At 59.4% G+C, this 15,701-nt stretch carries 10 protein-coding genes; all 10 read right to left on the reverse strand.

Annotated features, from left to right (window positions below):
- Nucleotides 1–72 precede the first annotated feature (72 nt).
- The 10 genes from J3P82_RS18475 to flgK all read right to left on the reverse strand — a co-directional run bounded on the left by J3P82_RS18475 (nucleotide 73) and on the right by flgK (nucleotide 15,699).
- Entirely contained in the window at nucleotides 73–3,003 is a 2,931-nt protein-coding gene (locus J3P82_RS18475) for a TIGR00180 family glycosyltransferase (protein WP_434558108.1), read from the reverse strand.
- Nucleotides 3,004–3,053: 50 nt separating this feature from the next.
- Entirely contained in the window at nucleotides 3,054–3,791 is a 738-nt protein-coding gene (locus J3P82_RS18480; RefSeq protein ID WP_434558109.1) for a cephalosporin hydroxylase family protein, read from the reverse strand.
- A gap of 15 nt (nucleotides 3,792–3,806) precedes the next feature.
- The gene (locus J3P82_RS18485; protein WP_434558110.1) at nucleotides 3,807–4,877 is read right to left on the reverse strand and encodes a class I SAM-dependent methyltransferase; all 1,071 of its coding nucleotides are present in this window, start codon (nucleotides 4,875–4,877) and stop codon (nucleotides 3,807–3,809) included.
- Complete coding sequence (locus J3P82_RS18490; protein ID WP_434558111.1) at nucleotides 4,867–5,736, reverse strand: NAD-dependent epimerase/dehydratase family protein; 870 nt, start codon at nucleotides 5,734–5,736, stop codon at nucleotides 4,867–4,869. The genes J3P82_RS18485 and J3P82_RS18490 overlap by 11 nt, the downstream gene beginning before the upstream one ends.
- Nucleotides 5,736–6,296: a dTDP-4-dehydrorhamnose 3,5-epimerase gene (gene rfbC / locus J3P82_RS18495; RefSeq protein WP_434558112.1), complete on the reverse strand. Its 561-nt coding sequence runs from the start codon at nucleotides 6,294–6,296 to the stop codon at nucleotides 5,736–5,738. The genes J3P82_RS18490 and rfbC overlap by 1 nt, the downstream gene beginning before the upstream one ends.
- Nucleotides 6,293–7,375, reverse strand: coding sequence for a CDP-glucose 4,6-dehydratase (gene rfbG / locus J3P82_RS18500; RefSeq protein ID WP_434558113.1), 1,083 nt, complete (start codon nucleotides 7,373–7,375; stop codon nucleotides 6,293–6,295). Before rfbG ends, rfbC begins: the two co-directional genes overlap by 4 nt.
- Complete coding sequence (rfbF, locus tag J3P82_RS18505; protein ID WP_434558114.1) at nucleotides 7,357–8,130, reverse strand: glucose-1-phosphate cytidylyltransferase; 774 nt, start codon at nucleotides 8,128–8,130, stop codon at nucleotides 7,357–7,359. The genes rfbG and rfbF overlap by 19 nt, the downstream gene beginning before the upstream one ends.
- A gap of 263 nt (nucleotides 8,131–8,393) precedes the next feature.
- On the reverse strand, nucleotides 8,394–11,960 hold the full coding sequence (locus tag J3P82_RS18510) for a glycosyltransferase (protein WP_434558115.1): 3,567 nt from the start codon (nucleotides 11,958–11,960) through the stop codon (nucleotides 8,394–8,396).
- A 93-nt stretch (nucleotides 11,961–12,053) separates the two neighbouring features.
- Nucleotides 12,054–13,619 (reverse strand): flagellar hook-associated protein 3, encoded by a 1,566-nt coding sequence (locus J3P82_RS18515; protein WP_434558116.1) that lies wholly within the window; start codon nucleotides 13,617–13,619, stop codon nucleotides 12,054–12,056.
- A gap of 13 nt (nucleotides 13,620–13,632) precedes the next feature.
- The gene (gene flgK, locus J3P82_RS18520; protein WP_434558117.1) at nucleotides 13,633–15,699 is read right to left on the reverse strand and encodes a flagellar hook-associated protein FlgK; all 2,067 of its coding nucleotides are present in this window, start codon (nucleotides 15,697–15,699) and stop codon (nucleotides 13,633–13,635) included.
- Nucleotides 15,700–15,701: the final 2 nt, after the last annotated feature.

Here is a 15,701-nt window from a genome sequence, read left to right on the forward strand (position 1 = left end):
GGTCACGCTATTTTGCCGATAAAGCCTTTTTTGAAAAGGCTATATCGGCAACAGCAGGAGCAAGCAGGCCTATTAAAGCAACCGCGCCCAGTCCACCGCAGTGGCGTCGCCCAGCGCAAAGCCAGTGTCGGTCAGGGCCAGGTTGGGGTTACGAGCGGCGTCGTGCTCGAAGCGAGCCTGCCATTTATCGCACAAGGCGCCGGCCGTCTGGGGCGCGTCGGCGAATGTGCCGGCATGCAGCAGTTGGACCTGGGGCGTCCAAACCGTGAGATACCCCGCATCTGCCGCTTTCAGGCACAGGTCGACATCGGCGAAGGCGTCGGCAAAATGTGCCTCGTCCAGGCCTCCCACGGCTTCGAACAGGTCCTTGCGGATCATCAGGCAAACGCCGGACACCGCCGAGTAGTTCTGTTCCGCCTGATGGGCGTTGAGATAGCCCTTGGCGTCCTTGCGCTCGCCAACGAACACCGTGGCCACCTGCCCGTCGGGCTTGAGCACCAAGCCAGCCTGGGTGGTGATACCGCGCATGTCCATCTGCTTGCTGCCGACGATCCCCACTTCTGGTCGCTGGGCCTGGTTGAGCAGGCTATCGAGCCAGTTGGCATTGATCACTTGGGCCTCGGCAGACAACAACACCAGGTACTCGCCCTTGGCCTGGGCGCTCGTCCAGTTGTTCAGGGCCGAAGCGCTGAGGCGCCGGTCGCTGCGCAGGATGCGGATCCGATCGCCCTTCCCTTCCAGACTGTCGAGCCACTGGGCCAACTCTTCGGATTGGCTATGATTGTCCGCGATCAGAATTTCATGACGATTGTAACGCGTGCGCTGCAGTACGCTAATTAGCGCCTGTTGTATCTGTTCGAAGTTGTCCCGACTTTCGAGAATGATCGATACCAATGGCCGCTCGGCATGCTGGTAGTCGATTTGATAGATCAACGGTTGCGCCGAAGTGACCTGGGCCCGATAACCCCGGGCTGCCAGGTGGCGTGTCAGTACTTGACGTTCGTGGGGATTCTCCTCTTCCGCCGGGGCGTTGCAGATCAGCAACGGCTCGGCCAGGTGCGCCAGACCGGCGAGCCCAGCATCCTCGATCAGGCGCAACAATACGTCGAACTCCAAGGCGTGGGTGTATTCAGCCGTAAAGCCGCGAGCCTGGGCCAGCACATCACGACGAATCAGCCAGTGACGCGCCATCAACGAGGGCACCGATTGCAGCAGATCGAGGTTGACGCCCGGGCGGAATACGTCGGTGAGACTGCCATCGGCTTTGCGTTGGATTTCGTCCATGGCCACGGCGCGTACGCCTTCGGCACCGATCAGCTCGAGACTGGCGCGCAGCAGGCCGCTAGCGGTGAACTGGTCACCGGCCTCGGCCAGCATCAGCCAGTCGGCGGCAGATTGCCCGATTATCTGGTTGATGCGCTCGACATAGTTGGCGGGGCTGACTTTAACGAAGTGTACGGTGTCACGTACCGAAGTGGTCGCCGGCAAGTCACCCGTAGTGAACACTACTACGTTGAATGCTTTGCAATGGCCATTGACCAAGCTGTCGAACGTGGCCTGCAGCTTGAACATGTCTGCGTCCAAGTCCAGCAAGAGGATGCCGAATCGCGGGCCGCCTTGATGCTCAGCCAGATGAGCCGCGATGGACTGGAGCTGCTGCGCATCTGGATTACGCGCCTCAAGCCAGTCCAGCAGGCGGCCGGAGTGCATGTTTTCCAGCAACCGGCGATCCTGCTGCCCCGGCACCGAGTCCAGTCGCTCGGCCCAGGCCTGCAACTTCAATGCTTCATCAGGTTCTTCGCTGTTCTTCAACGACTCGGCCAAGCGCTTGACCACGGTACGGTTGAACGCGTTCAGGCCATGGGCCTCCCACAAACGACTGCGTAACGTGCGCTCGTTGTCATTGGGTTGCACGCGCATCAGTTCGTGCTGGCGCAGCAGAATGCCCTCCAATTGCTGGAGTTGCAGACGACCGGCCGGCATGGCGTGCAACAGGAATTCAAACTGGGTCAGGAGATCGAATACGCGTTGGTTGTAAAAAGGCATCTCGACAAATTGTTGCGGGCCAAACGAACGCACTGGCTCGTCACCGGCCTGCGGCCAGGCGGAACGAATGATCTGTGTACCCTTAAGGGAACGCCCTTGCTGCAGGCAGTCAGCCATGGCCGCGAAACTGTCCAGAGCAACCTGCTTGGCACGTCCGTGCGCTTGCTCGCGCAGCGGCGTTGGAAGCGATGCGAGGAACTCGGCGAATTGCTCGCGCTCGACGACACTTTTGGCGTCCTGGTAACTGAGCACGGTCAACACGTTGGTGTTGTGCTCTGAGGCGCCGTAGTTGAGTTCACGAACGGCGAATGGAATCGGCAGGATCCGTGCCTTGGCGCAGGCCAGCAGATAAAAGGAGTGGCCGATCTCCTGCCATTCGAAACTGGTGCCCGGCGGCAACAGGCCATACCACTGTTGCAGCAGATCGGTGCGGGTCACGGCATAAAATGGCGGCAGGAACTGATCCATGAATCGGATTACCCGGTCTTCGGCCAGCTCGCTGTTGTAATCCTCATGCACCTTGCGATCGCGACGGAAGTAATTGACTTCGGTCGCACACGACAGATACATGATCCCGTAGCCATGGCACAGGCCGTAGTCGGGATTCGCCTCGAGAAACTCCACCGATTCGGTCAACGCATCGTGCAGCAGGAAATCATCATCGGCGGCGAACACCATGTACGGCGTCGTGACCTGATTGACGCCGTACGCCAGTTTGTCCTGCAGCCCCTTGTAGGTGAACTGAGGCAAGTGTCGGTAGTCGACCGAGGGAAAGTCCCGTGCGATTTGCTCATCGCGCTCAACCGACGAATCAAGCACCAGCACCGAACACGGATAGCTGCTGTAGTAATGCAATGTGCGCCGCAGGAATGCGCTGCGGTTGTGGGAAATCACCACCAAGGTGAACCGCTCGTTCAGCGGTGCCACGTTGCCTTGAATATTGTTTCGAACCTGCATATTTCCTTTCCCCACAACCTGCCAGACGCCAATGACTTGAAACGGACGGATTAACGAACCCGACGCAGATAACCGTCTGGAGCAACGGTGATCAACAGCTTGTTCTGCAATTGCTGGTCAATTTCAAAATCAGCGTTTTCCTCAAGGTATTTCCACACTGCGGTTTTCGGGTTATCGCCAGGGCCCCATGGACGATCCGGGAAAAAGTCCGCTGGCATGTCTTCGACCACGGTGTCCATCACCACGCAATAGCTGCCCACCGAGACCAGCGGCGCGTACAGACGCAGCTCTTCGAGCACATGATCATGGGTGTGGTTGGAATCGAGCACCAGGATGACTTTCTTGCCTTTGGCCGCGGCCTGGACCTGCTCGGCGATGGTCGGATCAATGCTCGAACCCTCGATCATCGAGATGCGTTTGCTCATTGGGTGGCTCTCGATGGCTTCGCGGTTATGGGGGCGAATATCCAGGTCGATGCCCAGCACTTCGCCGTGGCCTTGCAGCTCCAGCAACGAGGCGTAATAAATGATCGAACCGCCATGGGCGATGCCGCATTCGATGATCAGGTCCGGCTTGATCTGCCAGATCAACTCCTGCATGGCCATCATGTCCTGTGGCAGTTGGATGATTGGCCGGCCCATCCATGAAAAATGATAGCTGTACTTGTGACGGGCCGATTCGTTGAAAAACTCCTTGGCCAGTGCAACGACTTTCTCGTCTTGGCCTTGAGCTGAGATTTCAACTTGGCATTGGGCTTCAAAAGCTTGATGGAGGGTGTTGTCGGTCATGTTCGAATCTCGCGGTTATTGGAACGAAGCGCTGTCAACGGCGTGATAGACGTAGCGCCCATCGGTCATCCGCTTGATTTCTTCGAGGTAATTGGAATTCATCACAAACAGATTGGCGCCTTCGGGCAAGGTCTCCATCGCCTCTTGGGGCGAGGACACGCGCACACCACTCAGAGGCAGGTAACGGCCCTGCTTGGCCGGATTGATATCCACCACTCGATCCACCGCAACGCCCGCGCGTTGCAGCGCCAATGAATAGATCACACCTTTGGACGACGCGCCCCAGATCGCCGAACCTTGCTCGGGCGCGCCCCGGATGATCTGCACGGCACGGTCACGGCTGGCGGTGAAATTTTCCGGCAGCATCAATTGCTGTGGCGCCTCGGCGGGTGTGCTGCGCAACGTGGAAAGATCCGCAACGATGTAAAGGTATTGGCCGCCGAATAAATGCCCAGCCTCGTGCACCGTCCCGAACATTGCGCGCAAATCGGCGAGTCGAAAGTAATTCACATGCTCATAGAACACGTCGAACCAGGCGTTGTGCTGAATAATCCAGTCGAAACACGGCACTTCGATATAAATCTGCCCGCCCTGGTTGGCGGCGGCGATTTCAGCCAGAAAACTGACCGGATTACTGATGTGCTCCAGCACATGGCGCAACACGATGGCGTCAGCCGCCATGCCCAGCTCCCGACTGAACGGAGCCTTGATCACATCAGGGTTGTCACCTTCATAGGAAGGATCGATCCCGGTGATGGCGTAGCCGAGGCCTCGCAGCTTTTCGAGGAAATAACCTTTGCCGCAGCCAACTTCAATCAGGCTTTTGTCTTTGAAATGTTGCGCCAGGATCGCTTCGACGTCATTCAGATGGTGTTGGAATTGCACTGAATGGGCTTGCTCGTTTTGATAGTCCACGTCATAGCTGAGTTTGCTGGCGTCGAATGCCTGGTTGAAGATCAGACCGCTCTGGCTGTCCTGCACCAGCACGATATCCGCGCTGGCCGATGCCTGAGCCTGTTCGGCAGTGGCAAATGTACGGTTCTGCAGGATCGGCAGTCCGCTCGCCCGATACAGTTCATGCTGCATGTTCTTCTCTCCTGAGCTGCGAAATCCGCCGGGCATCGCCCCAAAATGCCATGGGCTCATGCCCCGAGTAGCCGTAGTGCCCCAGGTTCAACGCGATGGCCGACTGACGCTCGCGCACTCGCTGTTCAACCAGTGCCCGTACCGACACCGGATGGCCACTGCAACAGTTGATTACCCCATCGACATCGTGCCGCGCAATCAGCGAGGCCAACTGAGAAGCAGCTTGTTCGATTTCCAGATAATCGCGCAATTGGTCGCCCGCGGACATGTTGAATTGCGCATCACCTTCGTCAATCGCCCGATCAAGACTGGCTAACAGACTGTTAGGATTCTGTCCCTCGCCGTGCAGATAAAACAGGCGCGCCCACTGCAACGTAAATGCTCGCTCTCGCTGCAAGGCTTCAAGGAACAGATGCAAAGTATGTTTCGCCAGGCCATACGGCGTGCACGGCTGTGCGTTCACAGTCTCGCTCAATGGGCCACTTTGCAGTCCGTACTCGAAACAGGTACCGGTGACCAGAACATGGCTGACGCCGGCTTCGATCACACGTTTGAGAAACGCGTAGTCCAAAGGCAAGGTTCGTTCGAAATGGAACAGTGACTGGTAGTTGGGCAGGCCGGGCCAAGCCAGATGGGCGATAGCATCGACCCCGTCGGTCAGAACACCCACGTCGAGGTCTGGTGCGTGGATGTCCGCCACGCGGAATTCCACATCTTCAAACCATGGCATAGCGCGCGCGGTTTCGACGTTTCGGCCTGAAGCTCGAACCTTGAAGCCTCTGGCGAGTAAAGCACTGACCAGATGCCGACCGACAAAACCGGTGGCCCCCGTGACCAATACGGTGGAGGAATTACTCATTACAGCTCAACTCCACTGAAGTCTTTGTCCAGCAACGGATGACTCGCGTCTTTGGCCGACAGATTTTTAACGGGCAGCGGCCACGGGATAGACAGCGCTGGGTCAATGACTGAAAGGCCGGCTTCATGATCCGGAGCGTAGTCAGCATCGGTCAGGTACAGCACTTCAGCGTCATCGGTCAAAGCTTGGAAACCATGGGCGAAGCCGGCAGGAATCAGCAAGCTGCGTCCGTCATCGGCTCGCAGTTCTTCGGCATGCCACTGCAGGTAGGTTGGGGATTGCGGTCTCAAATCGACCACCACATCCCATACCGCGCCACGTATGCAAGTAATCAGCTTGGACTCTGCATACCCGGCGTTTTGGTAGTGCAAGCCTCGTACGCTGCCTTTTTCGACGGTACGTGAATGATTGATCTGGCGGATAGCGAACGGACGCCCCTGAAGCGTGAGGCGGGACTGACAGAACAATCGGGCAAAACGCCCCCGATCATCGCAGAAGACTTTTTGCCGGATCAGATACAAGCCTTCCAGCGCTAACGCCTGAAGGGTGAAATCAGTCATAACCGCCCCCTGTAGAGATTCAATTGATTCAGGGTTATCGCACGCATGTCATCGCCGTTCTGCCATGCCAAATGCCAATCCAGGGTCTGGGCCAGGCACTGTTGCAATGACCAGCGCGGCTGCCAGCCGAGCAGTTGCCGGGCGCGGCTGCTGTCCAGGCGCAACAGGCCGGCTTCATGCAAATCGCTCGGCTCAATGCGCAGGCCCGGCGCTTGTGGCCAGCGCTCGGCCAGCAACTGGACGACTTCGCCAACGCTGCACATGTCAGCCTCACCCGGGCCGAAGTTCCAGGCCCCGGCGAACTCTGGTCCCTGCTGATACAGGCATTCAGCCAATTGCAGGTAACCGGCCAATGGTTCAAGCGCGTGCTGCCATGGGCGCACGGCTTGTGGATAACGCAGCGTCACCGGCTCGTCGGCCGACCAGGCTTTAAGTACATCGGGGATCAGGCGCTCGGGAGCGAAGTCACCGCCGCCCAAGACATTACCGGCCCGCGCCGTGGCCAGGGCCAGGCCGTGTTCGGCATAACGTTCAGCCGAAAAGAATGAGGCGGCATAAGACTGCGCCAGCAATTCGCAGCAGGCCTTGCTGCTGCTGTAAGGATCGTGACCGCCCAAGGGCTCGTTTTCGCGATACGGCCATAACCATTCCTGGTTGGCGTAGACCTTGTCGGTAGTGACCAGTACGCATGCCTTGACACCGCCCACCTGGCGAACCGCTTCCAGCAGGTTGAGGGTTCCCATGACGTTGCTGGAATAGGTGCCCAGCGGATCGCGATAACCTTCACGTACCAACGGCTGGGCCGCCAGGTGCAGGACTATTTCCGGCTGCGCGTCCGCCAGGATTTCCAGCAAGGCACCGAGGTCGCGCAAGTCGCCGCGCCGGTCATCGATGCCCTCGCCTACGCGAGCCAGTTCGAACAGGTTCGGGTGGGTGGCCGGGTCAAGGGAAAAACCACTGACGTTGGCTCCCAGGCTCTGCAGCCACAGCGTCAGCCAACTGCCCTTGAAGCCGGTATGGCCGGTGACCAGTACGCGCTTGCCACGCCAGAATTCCGGGCTCATCCCCATTGCTTCCATGGAGCCTCCCCGCTTAGCCATAGGGCCTCAAGGTGGTTCTTATCCCGCAACGTGTCCATCGGATGCCAGAAGCCGTCGTGTTGGAAGGCATTGAGTTGTTCCTCTGCCGCAAGCGTCGCCAGAGGCTCGGCTTCCCAGGAGGTCTGGTCATCTGCGATATAAGGCAAGACCTTCGGCGAGAGCACAAAGAACCCGCCGTTGATCCAACCGCCATCGCCACGAGGTTTTTCGGTAAACCCCAGGACCGAATCACCGTCGCGCTCCAACGCACCGTAACGTCCCGGCGGTTGAACCGCCGTCACGGTGGCGAGCTTGCCGTGGGACAAGTGAAAATCCACCAGCGCGCCTATATTGAGATCAGAGACGCCATCGCCATAGGTGAAGCAGAACGCTTCTTCGTTTTCCAGGTAACGTGCCGCCCGACGCAGGCGTCCGCCGGTCATGGTGTCCTCGCCGGTATCGATCAGGGTCACGCGCCACGGCTCGCTGTAGTTCTGGTGGACGTCCATCCGGTTGTTGCACATGTCGAACGTGACGTCGGAGGTGTGCAGGAAATAGTTGGCGAAGAAATCCTTGATGGCGTAGCCCTTGTAGCCCAGGCAAATCACGAAGTCATGGATTCCATGGGCGGAATACTGCTTCATGATGTGCCAAAGAATTGGCTTGCCACCGATCTCGATCATCGGCTTGGGCTTGAGGTGCGACTCTTCGCTGATCCGCGTACCGAGACCACCTGCCAAGATAACTGCCTTCATCGTCTCCCCTCTTGTTCATCACCGGGCTCGGCAAGCGTTGTTTCGCTTTGCGGGCGCAGGGATTACACCTTCGATGCCGATCCGAACGCTGCGATGAGCCGCGAGCGCTCGTTTTATGGCGATATGAGGGGGGCTTGCAGGAAACGCGCCAGCTGTAGCGAAGGACAATTCCAAGAGGAAAACATCAGTTGGATGGCCAGGCGCCGTGATTCTGGCGAGGAGTTTGCCCCCTCGCCACAGAACAGCGCTGCATCAGGCAACGATCAATCGGGTAGCCACCCCCACAACCAATGCTGCAGGTTCTTGCCGCTGAGCATGTAGTCGCGCAGCACCGCTTCGCGCAGCTCGTCGCCCATGCGGTAACTGGCGTCCGGGTCGGCCAGGTGCATGCGGATGGCCGCGATCCATTCCTCGGTGCTGTTGCTGCGCACTTTGGTACAGGGCAGGAAACCGTCGTAGGCCTTGGTGTCGGTGCAGATCACCGGATAGCCGCAGGCACCGTATTCCAGCAAGCGCAAGTTGCTCTTGCAGTCGTTGAAGATGTGGAATTCCAGCGGGGCCAGGGCCAGGTCAAGGTTCAGGCTGGCCAGCTTGAACGGGTAGGTGTTCAACCCGACGGAGGCGTGGAACTCATGGATGTAGGGACGCAACGCATCCGGGCACATCCCGAAGAATACCCACTCCACCTCATTGGCCAGTTCGCGGACGACATCAGCAATGATTTCCAGATCACCGCTGTGGCTTGTTCCGCCCCCCCAACCAACCCGGGGCTTGGAGGATGTTCCTCGTCGGCTGGTCAAGCGGATCCATGGTTCGGGCGGCAGCATGTTGGGCACCACCCGGATTTCGCTATGCATGCTGGACAAGGCATCGGCCAGCGGCTGGGTCGTCACCACCACCCGATCACACAAGCCAATCCCCTCGCGCAGCATCTGCTCGGTGTTGAGCGGTTTATTGCGGGCGTGGGTGTTTTTCTTGGGGGCACTGACTATGTAATCGTCGAGTTCGAAAATTCGCAAGGCATTGGAATATTTCTTCATCCGCAGGATGTCACCGGCCGCGCCCTCACTGTAGCGCCCTTGCAGGACGATCGTGTCCGGCGACAAGCGCTCGATTTCTACGGTCGAAGGCGACTCATAGGCCACCCTGGCAATCACTCGTCCGCTGGCTTCGAGTTCGGCCAGCGGGGCCGTGACACGATAGTGGCCGACCGCAGTGGCGTTGACCGGCAGTCCAAGTACCAGCGGCAGCGCACGGGAGCAGAAGGGATTCCAGTTATTGCGCAGTGAAGGTTCCAGGCTAAAGCTGGAAACCCCCAGGCTCAAGGAAGGACTGTAAGCCGGGTCACGAGCAATCTGCGGCAACCATTTGCGATAGAAAACTTCACGTCCGCGCTCCTGCAACGCCTCTTCCGGCTGGACTGGCGATTGCTCGGTTGTTTGCATGACGCTGGCGTAAGGCGTCCAGACCACCAGATAGCCATCCTTACCTATACGCAGGCACAAATCGACATCACTTAGGCCCTGGGTGAACGTCGTTTCATCAAGGCAACCGATTTCTTCGAACACCTGCTTGCGCACCATCAGGCAGTTGCTGCTAACCGAACTCCAGTTCTGGGTCGTGTGCAGACGCTGCATATAACCGCGAGAGGTCGCGGACTCGCCATAAAACGGTGATCCCACCGGTCCGGCCAACCCGAGAATCTGTCCTGCGCCGACAATCGTACCCTGGGGGCTGAGTATCCTTGCGCCGACCACCGCGACTTCCGGACGCAAGGCGTGGTTGATCAGTTCGTCCAACCAATCACTTTCGCAGATGACCATCTGTGGGCTGAGCAGCAACAAGTAGTCGCCCTGGGCCTGGCTCGCGGCGAAGTTACGCACTGCGGCGTCATTGTCGTCACCGGCATAACGCAGTATGCGCAGCATGCTTGCGCCCAACTGCGCCATGTCCGCCAACCAACCGAGCATGACCGGGTCCCGGACGCCGCTATCCACTATCAGAATCTCATAATGCGTATAGGCCGTGCGCTCGATCAGGCTTTCGCAGCAGCCCTGCAAGGCTGTCAGCGAATCCCCCGTGCGCAGGATGATCGACACCAACGGACGAGTGCCGTATCGGTAGTCGATGCGATTGATCAGCGGCAACACATCCTGGCGAATCTCATGAGGTGCTCCGATGCGCGCCAGGTGAGCGCCAACCGTAGGAGCGTTACCCTCGATAACCTCCGGCCACGACAACCACTGGGCGAAGCTCAGTGTCGATTCCATCTGAATCTCGGCAATGTGCTCGATGGTTTGTGGGCCGGCCTCTTCCACCAGCCGCCAGAGCAAATCATGCGGCGCCAGCTCACCACGGGCCGGGTCGAAACCGCCCAAGGTCATGAAACGCTCACGCTCGAAGGCCAGGGTCCGGCCGACGTAGGGGTAGGCGCGCATCAGGTCGAGGTTGAAATCCGGCTTGAACACGGGCTCGAACGACTCCCCGTCCGCAAGCGCCCCTTCATCGCTATAGGTGCAAAGAATCCCTGGTCGCCCAGCCACGCGTTCGGCCAGGATCAACAATGCGGAATCACGGAGGGTATCGCCAGCGCGCAGCAGGTAGAACCAATGTGCGCCCTCCAACTGCGGAACAATGGCATTGAGTTGCCGTGCCCAGTCGGCCTGATAGGGCAACTGCAGTACACGGTCATTGACCTCGCAATGGGCATCGGACAATACCACCACGGCTTGCGCCGGATAGAGCTGGCCATCAATGCTACGCAGCGTTGCCGTCAACGCCACACTGTCTCCAACGCTGTCGATGACGATGGGTACGATGTTCGGACGCAACGGCCAACTGTCGATGCGCGCAGGCATGGTGCGTTGTTCCACCTCGCTGAACCGTCGGATCGACAGCCATTCGCGGTAGAACTCGGCGTAGCTTTCACTCTGCGCCCCCACTCGGCCATTGACTACGGTGTTGCGATTGCCCAGCACCCGGGTCACACACAGTTCCTGCCAGGCGTGAGGTTGATCGGTGACACTGCTCAAATCCACATAGCGCACCCAGCCCGAGGCGGGCGCCGCCTCGCCGTTTCGCACGGCGAGCATCTGTGCCAACCACTCCCACTCCACCTTCGCCGCCTTGAGCATTTCCGGAGTCTTGCTCAGGCGCCCAGGATACAGACGCTCGACACTCAGGACCGTCCCCTGGGCGACCAGATTACCCCGGCGCATCAGGCAGACGAACAAGGCGAAGTCGAGCGTGGCAACGAATCCGGCACCCTCCTGGACCAGGGCCGGCAAGAGTTCCAGCACGTCGGCCCGACGCATCAGGGTCGAACTGAAATTGCCGATGAAGTTGGTCGGTGTTTTCTCGAAAATCGCCAGCATGTCGTCGCCCTTGAGCAGAGCGTCATTTGGCGCGAAGCGGCAATTTTCGATACGCGGCGGCAGAATGAAATTACCCGCATCGCACAACAATCGCAGGGCAAATACCACGCTGACGTCAGCATGATCCATCAGCACCTGAGCCTGCATGGCAATGCTCGGGGCAAATAGCCGATCGTCATCGCACAAGATCTTAATGAACTCGCCTCGGGCCTCTTCGACACAACGCAACAGATTGCCCTGAAGCCCCAACCTCTGTGGGTTTCGCAAATAGCGGATCGGATGGGAAGGCTCGGCGAAGGAATCTACGATCTGACGAATTTCATCTTCTGACGAATCATCGCAAATAACGATCTCGATGTGTTCGTAGGTCTGCGCCAAGGCACTGAGCAGTGCCTGGTCAAAAAACCGAGGGTTGTAGGCGGGGATGACGATACTGACGAGGGGAAGTGGCTTCACGGTTAAAACTCTCGAGCGGCGGGCCCCAGCCTTTTCAGGCCAGAACCCCGGAACCGCTTAAAAAAGACGGTTGGCGGCTCGGTCGATACCGGCTCAGATCTTGTTGAACAGGCCCAGCTGGGCGATCTTGCTGAACGCCAGTTGCGAGGCTTGCAGCATGGTCTGTTGCAACGTCAAGCGGGTCATCACTTCGGCCGGATCGGAATCGCGGATCGACGATTGGGTCTGGCTGTTGGCCAGGATCAGGCTCTGGTTGGTGTCGTTTTGGTTGTCCAGAGCAGCACCACGACCACCCACTGAACTCAGGGCGCTGGACAACTGGTCGGTGCCGCTGGCCAAGTTACCAATACCGGACGCCAGCGAAGCCTGCAGCTTTTGCGTAGCGATCGGATCCCCGTTGGTAGGCGTGCTCAACGCCGCCTTCAGTTGGCTCACGGTGTCCAGGACGTTCTGGGTTTCGTGGGTGTTGACCGCGATGCTGAATTGATCGTCTGCGCCAGGCGCACCGTTCAGGGTAAAGCTCACGCCCGATGCAGTGGCTACGTTGCCGGCCAGCGTACCGCTGGAGACAGGCTGGCTGTCGGCCGTCAACGGTGCAGCGTAAAGGTCGAAATCGGTGGCGCTGGTAAATTTCAACACGGCCGAGCCCGTAGGGAAACTGGCGTGATAAGCCACCGGGTCGGTGATTTCGCTGCCAGTGATCTGTACTGCGGTCGGGTTACCAGGGCTACGTGTCGGAACAAAGCTGTCCGGCTTGGCGGCGAGGGTGAAGGTATGGCCTGGCAATACAGCACCGGGAGCATCACCCGTTTGCAGATTGATGTTCAGGGTCAGTTCCACACCTCGGAACTGCACGGCCTGCCCGCTCTTGCTGTTAGGGTCGAATGCGCCGCCCCGGCTGGCTTCGGCGGTCACGTCGTTGCCGAGCGAGTCGGTGATCCGCAGTTGCGTGCCACTGGTGAAATCCACGGTGTACGGCTCGCCACTACGGAACTTGCTGTTGTAGCTGACACTGGACGACACCTGGCCGTTGGACAACACCACGCGCCCATCGTCCACCGCTGGAGCGGTCCGGGTGACTTGGCTGCGGCTGGTGTTGACGGCCTGCTGGAACACTTCCCAGCCGGTGCTGTTGGTGGCCATCGACATGGTATCGCCAACCGGCAGGTCGAGGGTCACCTGGTCGCCGTTGTAGCTGTAGGAGCCATCGGTATTGCGCGTGAACGGAATGGTGTCGCCTTTGGAACCGGAGAAAATGTACTTGCCATTTTCATCCTTGCTGTTCATCAGGCTCAGCAACTGTTCTTCAATCTGCGCCAACTCCGACGCGTTGGCCTGGCGGTCGGCATCGGTATAACCGGCGTTGCCGGCACCGACAGCCAATTCCTTGGCGCGCTGCAGCACGTTGCCGATGCTGGTCATCACCGCCTCGGTGGTGCCCAGGGTGGCCTTGATCGTGTTGGCGTTGGTTTCGTACTGGGACAGCATCGAGGCCTGAGTACCCAGTTGCAATAGACGCGAAGCCCCCACCGGATCATCGGCGGCGGTGTTTATGCGCACCAGGCTACTGGCTTCTTCGCTGGTCTTGACCACATTGGCGAAGTTTTTCTGGTAGTTCGCAGCCGTGCTTTCGTAAAACTGAGAGGTAGAAATGCGCATGGGCTACGGCTCCTTAAAGACTGTTGATCAACGTGCTGAAAATTTCCTGCGCAGCCTTGATGATCTGCGAAGACGCGGTGTAGTACTGCTGGAACTTGACCAGATTGCCGGTTTCTTCATCCAGGTCCACCCCCGAAAGCGAGTCGCGGGCATTCTTGGCGTTGTCCAGGATCGCGCCGGTGGCGGCGCTGTCGAGCTTGCCTTGGGCGGCCTTGGCGCCGACGCCTTCCACCAGCTTGCCATAGGCATCGTTCAGCGAAATACCTTTGCTGGCGGTGTTGGTGTCCACGGTCTTGGCGGTCTGCAAGCCGGCCAGGACAGTACCATTACGGTTGTCCAGGCTGCCGGGCTGGCTGAGGCTGATGTCGATGCCGGCACCTTGGGAAGGCGCGCCAGCGATGGACATGTCGAACGTGACGGTGCGCTGCACCGGCGGTACGGACGAATCCATGATTGGGGCACCCGTCGCATCCTTGAGCGGAACACTCAGGCTCAGGGTGTTGCTCTGGCCGGGCTTGATCGTGCCGCTGCTGATCGTACCGCCTTTGGCATCGAGTAACTGATAAGCCTGGCTGGTGCCGTCGGTCGAGGTCGCGCCGAACACCACTTTGACCGGCATGGAATTCTTGATGCCGTTCTGGATGATGCTGGTGGTGGCTTCGTCGTAGATGTCCAGCTTCGTGGTCATCGTCGGCTGGCCGCTGGCCGGGATGGTCAGCGTACCGCTGCCGCCCGGCGTGATGGCGGCGCCCAACGGCGCGGCAATCGCCAGCCGCTTGGAGTCGGTCATCTCGGTCTTGATGCTGCCCGCCGCGTTGCGGGTGGGGGTGATCTTGAACGAATCACCGGCCACCGCCGGGCCACTGCCGAACGTCAGGGCGAAACCATCGACCACCGGTGGCGGCGTGGTCGTGGTGCTGAACGTGCCCATCGGCGTGTTATCGGGCAAGCGCTGTACGGTGTAGTTGGTACCGCTGGTGAACGTGATCTTGTAGTCGTTGGTGGTCAGCTTGCCGGTGTCTTCGATCGACACGTTGAAGTTGCCGGACCCGGCGCTGTTGCTCAGCGAGGCGACACTGCGCTGGCTCATCTGCGCGGCGCTGTTGATGCTGCTGAACAGGTTGGAACCGAAGGCGCCGTTCTTGTCGATACCCGAGGCCTGGATGCTGTTCATCTGGTCGGCGACGACCAGCGCCACGCGGCCCAGCTCGTTCATGGCCGGGTCCAGCACGGTGCTGCGGTAGCGCATCAGGCCGCCGATTTCGCCGCCGGTGAGCACCTGGGTGAGGTCCATGACGCTGGAGCCGCTGTTGAGCTGGATGCCTATGCGCCCCGGATCGTTCCTGTCCGGCACCGCTTCCAATTTATTGGTGATGTTGCCCATGACCAGCGGCTGGCCGGAACCAAGGTAGATGTCCAGGCTGCTGCCGTTCTCGACGACTTGAGTGCCGGTGAAGGTCGACAGTTGGCGAATGGTCTCGCTGCGGGCGTCGAGCAGGTCGTTGGGGGCGCCGCCGGCGTTGGAGACTTCGGCGATTTTCTTGTTCAACTGGGCGACGGTGGTGGCCAGGCTGTTGATCTGGTCGACCATGTTCGACAGGTTGCCGTTGATGTTCTGGCTCTGCTCCGTCAACTGGCTGGCGACCGAATTGAAACGGTTGCTCAGGGCCTGGGCATCGCTGAGCAGCAACTGGCGGGATGCATCGTCACCTGGCTTGGCGTTGACGTTCTGCACCGAGGCGAAAAACTTGGTCAACGCGCCGTTGAGGCCGGTGCCGCTGTCCGACAACAGGGAATCGAGCGGGGTAATCTGCCCTTGGTAAGCCGCCGCGTCGCTGTTGAGCGAGGTGGTGGTTTTCAACTGCGCTTCAAGATACGAGTTATACACCCGGCGAACGTCCGCCAGGGTGGTGCCGGAGCCGATGAACACGTTGCCGTACTGGTTCGACGCCTTGGTGGTCTGCACGGTCTGCTGACGCGAATACCCAGCGGTATCGACGTTGGCAATGTTGTTACCCGTGGTCACCAGTGCGGTCTGGCTTGCGGACAGACCCGACATCCCGATATTGAGCAAACTCATGG

This window comes from Pseudomonas sp. Z4-20, assembly GCF_051131955.1.
Classification (GTDB): Bacteria; Pseudomonadota; Gammaproteobacteria; order Pseudomonadales; family Pseudomonadaceae; genus Aquipseudomonas; species Aquipseudomonas marvdashtae.